The following is a 14,395-nucleotide window of genomic DNA, read 5'->3' as shown; positions in this document are numbered from 1 at the left end:
TTAGCCTTTTTAAGCGCTTTTTAAAGTTTCTGTGATAAATTACATACCTAAAAAAATACACCATCCTTAAATCGTCATATTTAGAAGCTAAAAACTGCACTATTACTGCGTTTCAAAATATTCAATATATACATTAATCGGTGAAGCATTTGCCAGTGGTTGAAAGGTTATTGCTCTTGCTACAAGCCTTACAAAAGTCGATCCTGCAATTTCTTTTGGATACTCTTTTATTGTTACCGTTCACCAATGCAACAGGTAAAGGTTCAAGAGTAACAAAAATTTGCCAGTTTGTTAGATCACCGAATACCTGAAAACCTGAATAGCAGGTATAACTCCATTTTTTTGATATGTTTTTGCTGTTGTTCCGTCTAATTCTTCAAAGTCAAAATTATTACCACCTTGAACACCACCAGTAAAAAATTCAGGTAAATGTTTTATATTATCGTTTATAATCCTGTAATTAGTATTTGCATCAACGTATATATTTTCTTTTAAAACTAATATTTCAAGTGGGGCTATATCTGCAGGACAAGAAATATAAAACTTTTCAAAATTTACCAGGTTAATACTTTCAATATCCTGTAAAGGTATTTCCTGGCTTAATGTACTATCAAATTTAATAGTTGCTTCTTTGGGTGTTTGTAAAACTACAATTCCAGTACCTTTTTCTCTGTATTCCTTGTCTATTAATTCTTTAGAAGTATCTATTACAATCTTTTTTATAACTTCTTTCATTAAATCACCTCGATTATTTTTGCTACCTCCGTTAATAATCCTGCTGCGTCATCTGCATGATCGATAATTGAATAAATCACATCTGCTAATACTTCAAATGCTTTTTTTGTAATGCCTCTTAATTCATCTGGTATCTTTTCTTCATGTTCATCATAGAATGTCAAAATCTCTTCCTTTACACTTTGAGCTATTTTTTCATCATTTTCATCAATCTTTTTTCTTATTCTCTCTAAAATATCTACAAGCATTTGTTTTAATGCACTTTTTAAAAACGGTACAAGACTTATAATCATAGGTACAATAAATCTTAAATTAAACATTTTCTCAGTCCTTTCTTACAAATAATTTATACATATCCTCTCTGAGTTTATTAATCGCCTCGGTATTACGATCTAAACTTTTTTTAATTTCACGTACTGTGTAATATAATAAAAATGCACTATATGCTGTGGGTAATCCTACATTGCTTATCATGCTCATTAATTGATCCATTAAATCACTTCCTTAAAAGCAGGAATCCTCCAACTGCTGCAGCTCCAGCAAGAATAACAGGTAAGAAATTTGTTTTTTTCTCTGTTCTTGTTGGTACTGCGGCTTTTCTTGCAGTATCTCTGATTTTTCCACCTGTTGGATCAACTGCCGCTGCAACTTGAAAGGTTTTTCTTTGAACTGTTCTGGGAATATATGATCTTGAAACTCTGTGTGTAGGTTGCGGTGTTACTCTATGAACTGCAGAGGTAACTCTGTGAATTGAAGGTCTTGAAACTGCTCTATGTACAACAGGTTTTGGCTTTGACCTTGGTTTAGGTCTGGGTTTTCTTTTTTTCCCAAACATAGACCCCACTACACCGCCAACGGTTTTTGTTACTCCATCAACTACACCACCAACAAATTCAGCAGCACCTTTAAAGAAATCAAATGGCCCCAGCTTATAGGTATAGTCTTTTTTGCCTGTTTAATTTTTTTTACATGTGACACTTTTACTGGTTTAGGCCTTATTACAGGTCTTTTTACATGTGGTCTGGGTTTTCTTGGCATTACTCCTGGTCTTCTCATTCCTATACTTCTTGGTGGTTTTTTTATTCTTCCTGGTGTTAATCTTGTATATTTATGTTGCCTCATTCTCATCTAATCACCTCACTTATTCATAAGCAAAACTATTAATAATACACCTGCAAGCCCTAAAATAGCGAATAACATTGTATTATCATTTTTCTTTTCTTCTGTTTTTACCACTATTTGTTGTGGTTGTGGTCTTGGTGCTGGTGCAGGTGCGGGGGCTGGTTTAGAACCCCCATTTAATAAATTATTTGCAAATCCTACTACGCCTTTTGCTGCATTAAAGATACCTCCTAATATATCCATGCGTTTCACCTCGCTTATAACTTTCTTTGATGTTCAAGCACCATTTCTATACTGTATCCCATACTTGCTGCAATTTCTTCGAATTCTGCTTTGTCAAATTCAATAACCGGTATTTCAACAAATGTCAATGGGTTGTCAAAATCAACTGCAACTGGTGCATTTACATATACTTGAAGCATGAAATCATCAAGTAATGCAATGTATGGAAGATAGTATGAACTTTCAAAAATTTTTTTGCTGTTTAAATCTCCTAAGGATCCTTTCATGAATGACTTAATTTCTGTAGAGGATCCGAGCGGTGCTTCCCATGCAATTTTGTAATATCCATCTAAGAATAAATAATAGACTTTTAATGTTCCTGTTATTCCTGTTTCTGAACTGGTTAATGTTATTTTTTTGTTTATGCTATCTATGGCTTTCACGCCCAATGTATGTACTGTTCCGTTTCCTTCATCAAGTACGGCATATACTGATTTGCTTAAGTCATCTGTATCAACAACAGCGATTTTACCTGCAACTGTTACGTTAAATTCAGTAGCGCTAATTGTGTAATTAGCTGCTTCATGTTTTGAAGCTAATTTCATTCTAAATGGTCTATCACTGTCAATTTGATATATTTTTTGTCCTGGTACGTCAAATTCCAGGACTTTTGAATCTTTGTTTACTACATTTGCATATTTTTCAAAGTCATTTAAAAATAAGGTTTTTACTGTATTCATTTACATCACCTCAATATTCTTCATAGTCTTCATATTCTTCTGGTATATCCACTTCATAATCTGCTCCTAATAGATCCATTTCTTGTACTTCTGATGTTGTTAATTCAACTGCTGGAATTTCTATTTTTGATTTTGTTAAATCAAGGGTTATGTCTGAACTTACTTCTACAAATACTTCAAATTTTTCTAATTCTTCAAATAATAGGTCGTTTTCAACAGGGAATGTTAATGCTTCTTGATATTTTTCGTTGTATTGATCACTTTCTGTTATTTCTCTGTATGCTCTGTATTCTTTTTCTGCACTCAATTGTGTTGCAAGCATTTCTTTACTACTTTTACCTGCAAAACAAATTTTTGTGTCTGCTGATAATTCGTTTCCTGCTGCGTCTCTTAATTTCATTCTTATTGCAGGGTTATTTAATATTACAAATGCACTTTTTCTTGGCGGTACTATTTCCAATATTTTTATAGCCTGTCCGGCTTTTAAACTTACTGTGTCTGAATAACTTGCCCATTCATCACTTAATGAAAGTACTCTTTGATTCATATTTTCTTACCTCCTCTTACTTCTTTAATTTTTTTGTCATTTTTAATACTACAAATAATATTCCTGCTCCCGCTGCTGCTCCTGCTGCTAAATCCTTCCAGTTTGTTTTTAAGTAATCTACTAATTTATCCATACTTTCTACCTCCTTGAGTTTTTTTGTCGCTTTTTGTGCGATACAGTGTTATTTTGTTCTTTTTTGTTGTACAAATTCAAGATGGTAAAAAGCACATATAATAACAAAAAGACGGTCAAATTTTGATACTAATTTGACCGCCTTTTGTACAAATAATAATATATTTTCGTACAAATTTGTACGATTTTTTTTATATTTTTTCACAGTTTATAACAAGTCATCACATTTTTTGTCCGCTAAAATTTGAGCCTCTAAGCTTATTGAAGTACAAAAAGATATAGTTTTATACATAATAAATAAAAAAACGGCTTATTTTGGCCGTTATTTTTCATATATCACCATATTTTTACCCAGGAACTTTATTATTTTTTCATTCCTGCCTTTGACAGCAATTTGGCGATTTTAAGGGAAATGGAACGGTAGAATGCGGGTTTGAGGCGTGTATTTTTCAGGAAGTCGAAAAATTGTGTGGCTAACTTTTGTTACAGAGAATTAACTATAATTAGTAATATATTAGTCCTTTTGGTGGTATAATATATATGACAACCACTGAAAGGAGATGTTTTAAAATGTATCCTAAAATATCAAAAGTGAAAGGAAAAAGATATTTAAGGATAATGGAAAGCAAAAGAGAAAATGGAAAAGTGAAACAGCATACAGTAATAAATTTTGGAAATATAGATAAGTATAGTAAAAAAGATATAACAAAACTTGTAGATAGTCTTTTTAAAATATTTGAAATAGATGAATATGAAAAAATAGAAGATGATTTAATGGAAGAAATAGCAAGAAGAAATTACGGAGCCAAAGTAATAGTAAATAAGATATTTGAAAGATATGAGATGAAAAGATATTTTGAAAGACTGGATAAAGAAATAAAATACAATGCAGAAGAAATGTTAAAAATAATGGTGATGAATAGAATAGTAGAACCGAAAAGTAAATTGGGAATATTTAATAATTTAGAGTATTTTGGATATAACAAAGTGGAAGTTAAAAAAGAAAAAGACCTGGAAGAAAAAGATGTAATGTTGCACTGGTTATACAGAACATTGGATATATTAGCAGATAATAAAGAGTCGATAGAAAAACATATGTATAATCAAAGGATAAGTTTGTTTAATACAACGGTAGATTTAGTATTTTACGATGTAACAACATTAGCGTTTGAAACACAACAAACAAATGAAATATTACAAATGGGATATTCAAAGGATAAGAAATTTAATGAGTCGCAAGTAGTATTAGGGATGTCAATAGATCAGGATAGAATGCCAGTTAGTTTTGATATATATGCAGGAAATACATTTGAAGGCATACATTTAAAGATTCAATAGAAAAAATGAAAAAAGAATATCAATTAGGAAAAGTAATAGTAGTAGCAGATAGAGGAATGATGAGTAAAAAAAATATAGAAGTAGTAGAAAATTCTAATTATGAATTCATAGTAGGAAAATCAATAAAACAGTTAAAAAAAGTAAATATATTTGAAGGAGAATTCATAGAAATAGCAAAAGGAATAAAATATAGAGAAGTAGAATATGAAAATAAAAGATTACTCATAATATATTCAGAAGAAAGAGCCAAAAAAGACAGAGCAGATAGACTACGATTAATAGAAAAAGCGAAAAAAATGTTAGAAGAAGGAAATATAGATTCAAAAAGTAAAAGAGGAGCGAAAAAATATTTAAAAGAACAGAACAAACAAAATTATATATTGGACATAGAAAAAATAGAAAATGATGAAAAATACGATGGATACTATGGAATAATAACAAACACAAAACTATCTCCAAAAGAAATATTAGAACAATATCATACATTATGGAAAGTAGAAGAAACATTCAGAACATTAAAAAATTATCTTGAAACAAGACCGGTATTTCATTGGACACCGAAAAGAATAAAAGGACATATTGTAATGAGTTTCATATCTTACATAATTCAAAGAACATTAGAATTAGAACTGGAAAAAAATAATATTGAATACTCTCATGAAAAAATAAGAGAAGCTATAAAAAAATGGAATACTCTGAAATAAGATTAAAAGACAAATTATTTGCATTAAGAGCCAATTTAAACGATTTTCAAAAAGCCATATTAAAAACATTAAAAATAGAAAAACCGAAAAAAATGATGGAATTAGATGAATTTAAAAAATAATCTCCTAAAACACGCATGAAAAGCCAAAAAGGAGGATGTGTGTGGCTAATTTCTCTTTTTATAAAAAGTTAACAATAGCTATTTTTTTGAATAATTCTACTTTTTAGAATTTTGTTGATAATAATAGTGTCAAACTCAGGATAATAACAAAAAGACGGTCAAATTTTGATACTAATTTGACCGCCTTTTGTACAAATAATAATATATTTTCGTACAAATTTGTACGATTTTTTTTATATTTTTTCACAGTTTATAACAAGTCATCACATTTTTTGTCCGCTAAAATTTGAGCCTCTAAGCTTATTGAAGTACAAAAAGATATAGTTTTATACATAATAAATAAAAAACGGCTTATTTTGGCCGTTATTTTTCATATATCACCATATTTTTACCCAGGAACTTTATTATTTTTTCATTCGCTATATATTTTCTTGATTTTTTGTTTGATAGTTTGTTGTTTTCTACTTCTATTATTTCTTTTATTAATATTAAGGTTTTTCTGTCTATATATTCAATACTTTTATTGTATTCTCTTTTATATTTTAATATATAAAATATCCTTATTATTATTCTCGCCGCTACTTTCATTACCGCTTTATAGTGATTGTTGTATTTATATGTGTAGTAATATACCGCTCTTTTTATGTTATTATCCCCGCTTTTTTGCATGTTTCTTAGTATGAATAGATACATTTTTGCTTTAAATACTTTGTGGGATATTATTTTTTTCGTCCTTTTTATGCTCGTTCCCGATTCTTCTTTTGCTACTCCAAAGCCTAAGAACTTTTTAAATGCTTTTACTGTTTTAAATCGTTTTATATCTACTATTTTTGATACTATTATACACGCGTCATAATATGAGAATTTCGGTATTGTCATTATCGCTTTTATCTGTTCTTTTATGAATTTATGTGAATCTACGTATTTATTTATTTTTTCTTCTAATAATTCAATGCTTTCTTCTATGTTTTTTATCCTGTTTACCCTTAAGTGTATTAATTTGTTTTCTGTGTTTAATGCATATTTTATTAGCTTCGCTTTTGTTAGATCATGCGTTTTTTCGTCTATTACATATAATTCTGATCTAAGCCTGTTAAATTCTCTTGTTTTCGCTTTTAATAAGCTTTCCCTTTCTGAAATCATTAAGTTAAGTTTTTTCGCTATTATATATTTTTTATCTACTTTGTATTTTGTAAATTGCTTTTCTTGCGTGTAATAATATGTTTCAAGTATTTTTGCGTCTATTGAGTCGTTTTTTTGAAATCTGTTTCCTTTGAATTTTGCTATTAAATATGTTGGTACTACATATACGTTAAATTCTTTATATAATTTTTCTATTAAAGGTATTGAATATACTCCTGTGGGTTCTAATAATATATTTTTTATTTTGTTTTCTTTTAAATGTTTTTTTAGTTTGTTTATTTCTTTTGATGAAAACCTTTTTACTTTCTGGTTTATGCTTACATAATGCATGCTTTTTCCTACGTCAATGCCTGCTACCACCCCGTGTTACCCCCTTTTTTTGAGCTAAAATAAAAGCCAGTTCCTTGCCCACTAATCCGTTAAATATACTTTTATTACCAATATACCCTTACGAGCTTTTGGAACTGGCTTTTATATGTCCTGGCACTCCACTAATCAAAAAAAAATCATTGTTTCATTATAACACCAAGAGTTACCAGGACTATATCAATTTTAAACTATATTCTTTTACTTCTTTTTGCATTTTGTATAATAATTTTTTTCTTATGTGGTCTTTTACAAACGTATTATCCGTATTAAATATTATTTCTCTTGTTTCTTCTTTTATATCTACATTTAAGAATCCTGCATATAATTGTAATTCTGTAAATAATTCTTCTGATACCAGGTATTTTAATACTTTTATTTTTTCACTTATTTCTTCAATATTTGCCTTTTCTTGTTGTTTTACTTTTTTGCCTTTTCTTCTCTTATTTTTTCTTTGGCCAACTCTCCGAAATATATTTTTGTTTTGTTGTATTTACTTTCGTAATATATTAATCCTTCTTGTTTTAAGAATTTAAAAATAGAGTAAATGTATTTAAAATCAGATTTTAATTCTTTTGCAGCACTTCTAATGCTAACATTATCGATAGGGTTATTAAAAAAATTTTCATTGAGTTTGTATAACAAATAATTATACACTTTATATACTATTGGCTTATAGTTCTTTTCTAATGCTATTTTTTGAAATTCAATAAATAGTGTTGCAACATTGAATGTTTTAGTAACTTTGTTTTCTTTGTACAACTTCCCCACCCTCTTGCACTATACGTCTTTTTTTGCTATAATTATTATGGGACTCATTGGCGTGGGATCCCAATGTGCTGGCGGTTGGCATACTTGTGTGCTGATCGCCTTTTTCTATTTTATATACTTCATATATCAGATCTAATATACTTTTTAATAATTGTGGATCCTTTATTTTCTCTGCTATTCTTATAACTCGCATTAATGCATTTTCATATCCTGTTATATATCCTCTTTCATACTCGGTTCTCATTCTTTCCCCTCCTTAAAATTTCTACGGATTATAACACAAAAAAATCTCCCGAAAGGGAGATTTCAGACTGTTGACAAAATAAAATAAGAAAAATAATATGAGCGAATCCTTGAAAATTCCCGAAAAAATGTGAATGGAGCCGGTCAATTTTGCACGGATGCAAAATTAAGCGAAACCGAACAAGGATGTGAGTTTGAGCGACCGGTGGGAATGAACATTTTTGAGGAATAAGAATTTTCACCGGATGAGCGAATATTATTTGAGTATTTTATTTTGTACTTTGTCTACAAACTGAAATCTCCCAAAAGGGAGATTTTTAAGGTTATATAACTGCCAATTCTGTTTCTTTATCAAACACGTGCATTGTTTCCATTTCTAAAATCAACTCTACTTCTGTTCCTTCTCTTGCAGTAGTAGTAGGATCAACCTTTGCAACTAAATATTGCCCTCCTAATGTAACATGTAATAATGTTTCACTACCAAGAGGTTCTGCAACGTCTACTTTTCCTTTAACAACGTCATTTGTATGCTCGCCTTTATAAATGGATTTATCATGAATATTTTCTGGTCTAATACCGAATATTATGTCTTTATCAATATATGATTCTAATTTTTCTTCGAATTCTTTAGGTATTTTAACCTTTAAATCTTCAGCGGAAATCCATAATCCGCCATCGCCTTTAACAACTTTTGCTTCCAGGAAGTTCATAGGAGGTGTTCCGATAAATCCAGCGACAAATTTATTTTTTGGTTTGAAATAAACATCATATGGACTTCCTATTTGTTGAATTACCCCGTCTTTCATAATAACAATTTTATCAGCCATTGTCATAGCTTCTACCTGGTCATGTGTAACATATACAATAGTTGCATCTAATCTATGGTGTAATTTTTTTAATTCAGATCTCATTTGTACCCTCAATTTAGCATCTAAGTTTGATAATGGCTCATCAAATAAGAAAACCTTAGGATCCCTAACAATAGCCCTACCAACAGCAACCCTTTGTCTTTGACCACCTGATAATTGTTTTGGTTTTCTGTCTAATAAATGAGCGATATCTAAAATTTTTGCAGCATTTTTAACTCTTTGATCAATTTCTTCTTTTGGAAATTTTCTTAATTTTAAACCAAAAGCCATGTTATCATATACAGTCATATGTGGATAAAGAGCATAATTCTGGAAAACGAAAGCGATGTCCCTATCTTTTGGTTCAACATCGTTAACAACCTTTCCGTCAATTTTTAAAGTTCCTTTAGATATTTCTTCTAATCCTGCAATCATCCTCAATGTTGTAGTTTTACCACAACCGGAAGGACCTAATAAAACACAAAATTCTTTGTCTTCAATAGTAAAACTTGCATTTTTAACTGCATGGAATCCATTAGGATAAATTTTATCAATATTTTCCAATACGACTTGTGCCATTTAATACACCTCCATTAATCTTCTAAATTTTCAATTTCTTTAAAAATATCTTTAACATCATTATATTTACTGGGATCACCTATTTCCATAAGATATAAATCCCTAATCTCATCTATAAAATTCATCAGTTTTTTGAATTTGTCAAATCCGATTAAAACAAATTCTGGCTTTCCATTTTTGGTAATTACAATAAAGTTTCTTTTTGATTCTTCTGTAACCTGGGAAAATTTTGATTTTGCTTCGGCTACGCTATAAAATTTCAAATTTTCGATATCCATAAAATTCCTCCTTGACTATAATTATAGTCATCTTAACAAAAATAAAAAAATGCAGATATTCCTTTTTACAAGACTTTAACAGCAAATATTAGCAATTACAAATCAAAATCTTATACTTTTAAAGAGCGTAAAAAAATAGGCAGGTAATAACCTGCCTATATATCAATACCAAAATTATAATGTTTTTTAATGCCTTTTAAGATTTCCCATTTACAAGAAAGCCCTTTTTTAAATCTTACTAAATCCCCTTTTTTTATTTTATAATCATGGTTTTTAATATGAACTATTACCTCGCCTTCAAGAATATAGCATACTTCTGAATCATCATAATACCAGTCAAAAGTAGAAATCTCTTTTTCCCAAATGGGCCATTTTTTAACATCGAGTTTTTTTAACAGTTCTTCTGAAGGATTTTCGATAATTTTAACTTCAGGTTCGTTATCTAACAAGGCTCCCATGGGATCTCTTAACCCTCCTTCTGCACTTAGAATGGCTTCGCCTAACATTCCGAAATATTCTTCAACATCTTTTTTTTCAAAATTATCATAAAGAAACAATTCCAGAGTTTCAAAATCCGCCTCTGGATGTTTTTCGAAAAATTCATCAACAGCTTTGATAATTTCTTCCATATTTTACCCTCACTTTAAATTTGCATTCTCATAATTTCTTTATAAGCCTGTACAATCTTATTCGTTACTTCTGTAGTTAATTTTAAAGATAAAGAAGCTTTTTCTGCTGAAATAATGACATTATGAATATTGTCAATTTTTCCAGCAGCATAATCTGCGCTCATCTGCTGAGAGATTTTTTGAGTTTTATTAACATCATCAATTGCATTTCTTAAAATATCTGCGAAATTTAAATTTTTTGATGATGTTTTATTATTTTTTTGCGTCCTTGCTATATTATTAATTCCATTTATTCCTGATACTCCTGGTATTTTCTCAATCATGCCCTACACCTCCTAAGCTCCACGACCTATAGATAATGCTGAATTAAACATTGTTTTTGCAGAGTTTACTACAGCAACATTGGCTTCATAAGCTCTTTGTGCAGTAATTAAATCGACCATTTCTCTGAGAGGATTAACGTTAGGATACTTAACATATCCATTTTTGTCTGCATCTGGATGGCCTGGATCATAAACCAATCTAAAAGGACTTTTATCTTCTTCAAGTTTTGCTATCTTTACACCTGATAATTGTTCATCTTTAGAATTAAACTGTTTATTTAAGACTTCTTTAAAAGTAACGATTTTCCTTCTATAAGGACCTTCGTTTTCTGTTCTGGTTGTATTTGCGTTTGCAAGATTATTAGAGATAACTTCAGATCTAAATCTTTCTGCAGTCATACCACTTGCGGCAATATCCATTATTTTAAATGCATTTAAATTCATCATCTAATTCCTCCTATAACAGTTTTATAATCTGAAAATCTATAATTAATTAACCTTGTCAAAGCATTATATTGTAAGGTGTTTTCCATCATTTTTACCATTTCAACGTCAATATCAACATTGTTTCCATCTTCCCTATTTGATCTTGAATCATCTTCAATTATTTTATAATTAACTTCGTTTATAGAAGGAATATTTTTCAAATGTTTACTGTTATTTGTTTTTAATTTGATTTCATTAGAATCTCCCATAGCTTTTCTTAATTCCTCTTCAAAAGAAACATCTTTCCTTTTATAGCCAGGTGTGTTATAATTAGCTATATTATGCGAATATATTTTTTGTCTTGTTTCAACAGCATCTAAAGCTTTTGGTATAATATTTATTGTAAGATCTTTAATGAACATATTATCTGCCTCCTGAGTTATAATTCTATATATTAGGACAAAAAACCTAAGGAGTTGAAAAAATGAAAAAAATATTTCTTATTGGATATTATGGCTATACAAATCTTGGTGATGAAATGCTTTTTGAATCAATGTTAGAAATATTTAAAGAAATTGCTTTTGACGGAAAAATCTATATTATTTCAGATAAAATAAAATTAAATAAAAAATATGAATTTAAGATTATAGGTATTGACAAATACGATTTCCCAAAAATTATAAGCACAATTAAAGAGATAGATTTATTAATTTATGGTGGTGGAAATCTTTTTCAAACAGAAACATCATTGAGAAGTTTCATGTATTATGATTTTTTATTTAGTGTGGCCAAACACTATAAAAAGGATATACTATTTTTGTCTCAAGGATTTGGACATTTTAAACATAAGTATGCTACAGGCAGATTGAAAAAAATATTAAAATATAAAAATTTACACGGAATTTTAAGAGATGAGACGAGCTTTAAATTTGCTAAAATGTGTTCTGATAATTTTGATCTGGGAACAGATATTGGAATGATTAAATATAAGAATATTGTTTTTGAAAAAGATCCTCAGAAAAATCATATTTCAATAATTATAAAAAATAGAAAAGACTGGAATAAAATAATATATATACTAAAGCAGGTTGATATTACAAGAATAACACCTATTGTTTTAAACAAGTCTCAAGACTCTATTATTGCATATGAATTTTTTGAAAAATATAAAAACAAAATAGACATTTCTTTTCCAGTTTCAGAGGAGAACAAAATAATAAATGAATTACTAAAATCGCAATTTATTATTTCCGATAGATTGCATGGTGGAATATTAGCCTTATATTTAGGAGTTCCAGTTATTATGTATAAGAATCATAAAAATTATAGGGTTTTTAAAACAATAGATAAAGAATATAACTTATTTTTTAGATCCGAAGATGAGTTAATAAATGCTTTATCAAATTTAAATAGTTTTGAATTTAAAAAAATGCAAGAAAAATATATAAATAAACTAAATAAAACTCATGAAAAGACACTGAAAATGGTTAAAACCTTCTTATAATATTTAAAGTTTTCCCATCAGTACAGAGTACTAAAATAATATCATCTGTAGGAACTTCAACATCTATAGGGTAATCATCCAATTTTAAAGTTTCATAAATATTGAAATTTTTATCGATGACAAAAAATTCTCCAGTTATATGGGATATAGCGAATAAAAAATCATTTTTGAATTATATGCAAAATCAGTAATGGGACATCTTTTAAAATAACTTTTGTTGTTTTATCTTTTAAAGAATAAATATATAGCCCACCAAAAAGAGAGTTTCCTACAATATTTTCATTGAAAACACCTATGTTAATTAACATCTTTCCAAATTGTGCGATTTTTTTCTGATAATTATCCAGAATTCATATATACCTCCATCAAAATATTCTCCTAAATAGTATTTATCATTGTATTTTTCTATATCTATAGGAAATACAATTCTTTTTAAGTTCATAATAAACTTTTTATCATTTACTCTAAATAAAAGTTTATATGTATTTAGTATATTATCTTTTTCATTTTCATACATTGGAATTAACACATCGTTATCTATAATGGAAATAAAAGGTGTTTTTACTGGAAATTCGTAAAAATTTTCTATTTTTAAAGATTTTTTGTTTACAATATATAAACCATATGGGTTAGTTGTAGTTATATAAAATTTATCATTTAACACTTTCATATTTATTGGTCTGGCTTTTAATCTTAATTTTCTGCTTAAATTACCCCATTTATTTATAACTTTAATAGAAGGGTCCCCGTTATCTATTATATATAAATAATTGTTTATATAATATCCAGCCATTGGTCTGGCAATAATGCCGTTATCCACATATAGAGTAACATCGCCATTTACATAATCAATAACCTTCACAGTTCCGCTGTAATTACAAATTGTCGCATAATTTCCATAAACATCAATATGAAATGTTCTTTCTCCTACAGGAATCCTATCGACAATTTGAAAAGTATCAGGTGAAGCAAAAGATAATCCAGATATTAGAATAAAAAAATATAGAATAATTTTTAAATTTATTTTTAGCATACAGTACCTCCATCAATAATTGCACCTGTTATTTGTTGTATATTCTTAGTAATTATACATCAAAAATATTAAAAACTCAAAAAAATAATTTTTAAAAATTCTGTTATACATTATTATAAGTATAGCGTTATAATTATACTTGACATAAAAAATCATATTTAGGGGGTAAAAAAATGGAAATAGAATTAAAAAATACTTTAGGAATGCAGTTTGTATCAAAAACACCATCAGGCCATGAAGTAATAATTGATGCTTCTCCAGAGGTTGGAGGTACAAATAGTGGACCAAGAGCATTGGAATTATTTTTATTAGGTATAGGTGGCTGTACAGGCATAGATGTTGCAATGATTTTAAAGAAAATGAAAGTAGATTATAAAGAATTAAGAGTAAAATTGGAAACAGAAAGAAATGAAAATCATCCAAGATACTTTAAAAAGATTAATGTGAAATATATATTTAAAGGGAAAGATTTGCCCAAGGAAAAATTAGAAAGAGCAGTAAAATTATCTCAAGATAAATATTGCTCTGCTTCTGCAACAGTAAAAGGAATGGCAGAAGTAACATACGAAATCATTGTTGAGGAGGAATAA

The 14,395-nt window shown here is 28.8% G+C and carries 20 protein-coding genes and 2 pseudogenes; 4 read left to right on the top strand and 18 right to left on the bottom strand.

Going from position 1 to position 14,395, the window contains the following annotated elements; genetic code table 11:
* Positions 1-291: 291 nt before the first annotated feature.
* The 7 genes from DJ007_RS12165 to DJ007_RS12135 form a co-directional block, all read right to left on the bottom strand.
* The gene (locus DJ007_RS12165) at positions 292-735 is read right to left on the bottom strand and encodes a hypothetical protein (RefSeq protein ID WP_129409819.1); all 444 of its coding nucleotides are present in this window, start codon (positions 733-735) and stop codon (positions 292-294) included.
* The gene (locus DJ007_RS12160) at positions 735-1,055 is read right to left on the bottom strand and encodes a hypothetical protein (RefSeq protein ID WP_129409056.1); all 321 of its coding nucleotides are present in this window, start codon (positions 1,053-1,055) and stop codon (positions 735-737) included. Before DJ007_RS12160 ends, DJ007_RS12165 begins: the two co-directional genes overlap by 1 nt.
* A 176-nt stretch (positions 1,056-1,231) precedes the next feature.
* On the bottom strand, positions 1,232-1,570 hold the full coding sequence (locus DJ007_RS12155; RefSeq protein WP_129409057.1) for a hypothetical protein: 339 nt from the start codon (positions 1,568-1,570) through the stop codon (positions 1,232-1,234).
* 41 nt (positions 1,571-1,611) lie between these two features.
* Complete coding sequence (locus DJ007_RS12150) at positions 1,612-1,857, bottom strand: hypothetical protein (protein WP_165974066.1); 246 nt, start codon at positions 1,855-1,857, stop codon at positions 1,612-1,614.
* A gap of 15 nt (positions 1,858-1,872) precedes the next feature.
* Entirely contained in the window at positions 1,873-2,100 is a 228-nt protein-coding gene (locus DJ007_RS12145; RefSeq protein ID WP_129409818.1) for a hypothetical protein, read from the bottom strand.
* Positions 2,101-2,114: 14 nt separating this feature from the next.
* The gene (locus tag DJ007_RS12140; protein WP_129409817.1) at positions 2,115-2,819 is read right to left on the bottom strand and encodes a hypothetical protein; all 705 of its coding nucleotides are present in this window, start codon (positions 2,817-2,819) and stop codon (positions 2,115-2,117) included.
* A gap of 10 nt (positions 2,820-2,829) precedes the next feature.
* On the bottom strand, positions 2,830-3,366 hold the full coding sequence (locus DJ007_RS12135; protein WP_129409061.1) for a hypothetical protein: 537 nt from the start codon (positions 3,364-3,366) through the stop codon (positions 2,830-2,832).
* Between the two features lie 672 nt (positions 3,367-4,038).
* On the opposite strand from DJ007_RS12135, the pseudogene DJ007_RS21075 reads away from it, so the two are divergent.
* A pseudogene (locus DJ007_RS21075) lies at positions 4,039-4,170 on the top strand (IS1634 family transposase N-terminal domain-related protein); the annotation flags it as partial.
* Positions 4,144-5,662: pseudogene (locus DJ007_RS20885) on the top strand (IS1634 family transposase). The pseudogenes DJ007_RS21075 and DJ007_RS20885, both read left to right, overlap by 27 nt.
* A 363-nt stretch (positions 5,663-6,025) precedes the next feature.
* On the opposite strand, the gene DJ007_RS12120 reads toward DJ007_RS20885, so the two are convergent.
* The 9 genes from DJ007_RS12120 to flgB form a co-directional block, all read right to left on the bottom strand.
* On the bottom strand, positions 6,026-7,165 hold the full coding sequence (locus DJ007_RS12120; RefSeq protein WP_129409814.1) for an IS110 family transposase: 1,140 nt from the start codon (positions 7,163-7,165) through the stop codon (positions 6,026-6,028).
* Between the two features lie 426 nt (positions 7,166-7,591).
* Positions 7,592-7,933 (bottom strand): hypothetical protein, encoded by a 342-nt coding sequence (locus tag DJ007_RS12115; protein ID WP_129409813.1) that lies wholly within the window; start codon positions 7,931-7,933, stop codon positions 7,592-7,594.
* Positions 7,908-8,186, bottom strand: coding sequence for a hypothetical protein (locus tag DJ007_RS12110; RefSeq protein WP_129409812.1), 279 nt, complete (start codon positions 8,184-8,186; stop codon positions 7,908-7,910). The genes DJ007_RS12115 and DJ007_RS12110 overlap by 26 nt, the downstream gene beginning before the upstream one ends.
* 322 nt (positions 8,187-8,508) lie before the next feature.
* The gene (locus DJ007_RS12105; protein WP_129409811.1) at positions 8,509-9,612 is read right to left on the bottom strand and encodes an ABC transporter ATP-binding protein; all 1,104 of its coding nucleotides are present in this window, start codon (positions 9,610-9,612) and stop codon (positions 8,509-8,511) included.
* Between the two features lie 14 nt (positions 9,613-9,626).
* Entirely contained in the window at positions 9,627-9,890 is a 264-nt protein-coding gene (locus tag DJ007_RS12100; protein WP_129409810.1) for a type II toxin-antitoxin system Phd/YefM family antitoxin, read from the bottom strand.
* Between the two features lie 155 nt (positions 9,891-10,045).
* Positions 10,046-10,348, bottom strand: a complete 303-nt coding sequence (locus DJ007_RS20515; RefSeq protein WP_129409834.1) for a cupin domain-containing protein — start codon at positions 10,346-10,348, stop codon at positions 10,046-10,048.
* Positions 10,349-10,533: 185 nt separating this feature from the next.
* Complete coding sequence (fliE, locus tag DJ007_RS12090; RefSeq protein ID WP_129409809.1) at positions 10,534-10,842, bottom strand: flagellar hook-basal body complex protein FliE; 309 nt, start codon at positions 10,840-10,842, stop codon at positions 10,534-10,536.
* A gap of 12 nt (positions 10,843-10,854) precedes the next feature.
* A complete protein-coding gene (flgC, locus tag DJ007_RS12085) occupies positions 10,855-11,286 on the bottom strand; it encodes a flagellar basal body rod protein FlgC (RefSeq protein ID WP_129409833.1) in 432 nt (143 codons plus the stop codon).
* Positions 11,286-11,690, bottom strand: coding sequence for a flagellar basal body rod protein FlgB (gene flgB / locus DJ007_RS12080; RefSeq protein WP_129409808.1), 405 nt, complete (start codon positions 11,688-11,690; stop codon positions 11,286-11,288). The genes flgC and flgB overlap by 1 nt, the downstream gene beginning before the upstream one ends.
* A gap of 62 nt (positions 11,691-11,752) precedes the next feature.
* On the opposite strand from flgB, the gene DJ007_RS12075 reads away from it, so the two are divergent.
* A complete protein-coding gene (locus DJ007_RS12075) occupies positions 11,753-12,772 on the top strand; it encodes a polysaccharide pyruvyl transferase family protein (protein ID WP_129409807.1) in 1,020 nt (339 codons plus the stop codon).
* 161 nt (positions 12,773-12,933) lie between these two features.
* On the opposite strand, the gene DJ007_RS14900 is transcribed toward DJ007_RS12075, so the two are convergent.
* Both DJ007_RS14900 and DJ007_RS12070 read right to left on the bottom strand, forming a co-directional pair.
* Positions 12,934-13,080, bottom strand: coding sequence for a hypothetical protein (locus DJ007_RS14900; RefSeq protein ID WP_165974161.1), 147 nt, complete (start codon positions 13,078-13,080; stop codon positions 12,934-12,936).
* A complete protein-coding gene (locus DJ007_RS12070) occupies positions 13,074-13,805 on the bottom strand; it encodes a hypothetical protein (protein ID WP_129409806.1) in 732 nt (243 codons plus the stop codon). Before DJ007_RS12070 ends, DJ007_RS14900 begins: the two co-directional genes overlap by 7 nt.
* 173 nt (positions 13,806-13,978) lie before the next feature.
* Here DJ007_RS12070 and DJ007_RS12065 point away from each other — a divergent pair, with 173 nt between their 5' ends.
* Complete coding sequence (locus tag DJ007_RS12065; protein WP_129409805.1) at positions 13,979-14,395, top strand: OsmC family protein; 417 nt, start codon at positions 13,979-13,981, stop codon at positions 14,393-14,395.

Source organism: Marinitoga lauensis, from assembly GCF_004135675.1.
GTDB lineage: Bacteria > Thermotogota > Thermotogae > Petrotogales > Petrotogaceae > Marinitoga > Marinitoga lauensis.
This window is presented reverse-complemented; position numbering and strand designations above follow the sequence as displayed.

Coding starts and splice junctions, on each gene's coding strand:
- DJ007_RS12165 (WP_129409819.1), bottom strand. CDS start 735: ATGAAAGAAGTTATAAAAAAGATTGTAATAGATACTTCTAAAGAATTA.
- DJ007_RS12160 (WP_129409056.1), bottom strand. CDS start 1,055: ATGTTTAATTTAAGATTTATTGTACCTATGATTATAAGTCTTGTACCG.
- DJ007_RS12155 (WP_129409057.1), bottom strand. CDS start 1,570: ATGTTTGGGAAAAAAAGAAAACCCAGACCTAAACCAAGGTCAAAGCCA.
- DJ007_RS12150 (WP_165974066.1), bottom strand. CDS start 1,857: ATGAGGCAACATAAATATACAAGATTAACACCAGGAAGAATAAAAAAA.
- DJ007_RS12145 (WP_129409818.1), bottom strand. CDS start 2,100: ATGGATATATTAGGAGGTATCTTTAATGCAGCAAAAGGCGTAGTAGGA.
- DJ007_RS12140 (WP_129409817.1), bottom strand. CDS start 2,819: ATGAATACAGTAAAAACCTTATTTTTAAATGACTTTGAAAAATATGCA.
- DJ007_RS12135 (WP_129409061.1), bottom strand. CDS start 3,366: ATGAATCAAAGAGTACTTTCATTAAGTGATGAATGGGCAAGTTATTCA.
- DJ007_RS12110 (WP_129409812.1), bottom strand. CDS start 8,186: ATGAGAACCGAGTATGAAAGAGGATATATAACAGGATATGAAAATGCA.
- DJ007_RS12105 (WP_129409811.1), bottom strand. CDS start 9,612: ATGGCACAAGTCGTATTGGAAAATATTGATAAAATTTATCCTAATGGA.
- DJ007_RS12100 (WP_129409810.1), bottom strand. CDS start 9,890: ATGGATATCGAAAATTTGAAATTTTATAGCGTAGCCGAAGCAAAATCA.
- DJ007_RS20515 (WP_129409834.1), bottom strand. CDS start 10,348: ATGGGAGCCTTGTTAGATAACGAACCTGAAGTTAAAATTATCGAAAAT.
- fliE (WP_129409809.1), bottom strand. CDS start 10,842: ATGATTGAGAAAATACCAGGAGTATCAGGAATAAATGGAATTAATAAT.
- flgC (WP_129409833.1), bottom strand. CDS start 11,286: ATGAATTTAAATGCATTTAAAATAATGGATATTGCCGCAAGTGGTATG.
- flgB (WP_129409808.1), bottom strand. CDS start 11,690: ATGTTCATTAAAGATCTTACAATAAATATTATACCAAAAGCTTTAGAT.
- DJ007_RS12075 (WP_129409807.1), top strand. CDS start 11,753: ATGAAAAAAATATTTCTTATTGGATATTATGGCTATACAAATCTTGGT.
- DJ007_RS14900 (WP_165974161.1), bottom strand. CDS start 13,080: ATGTTAATTAACATAGGTGTTTTCAATGAAAATATTGTAGGAAACTCT.
- DJ007_RS12070 (WP_129409806.1), bottom strand. CDS start 13,805: ATGCTAAAAATAAATTTAAAAATTATTCTATATTTTTTTATTCTAATA.
- DJ007_RS12065 (WP_129409805.1), top strand. CDS start 13,979: ATGGAAATAGAATTAAAAAATACTTTAGGAATGCAGTTTGTATCAAAA.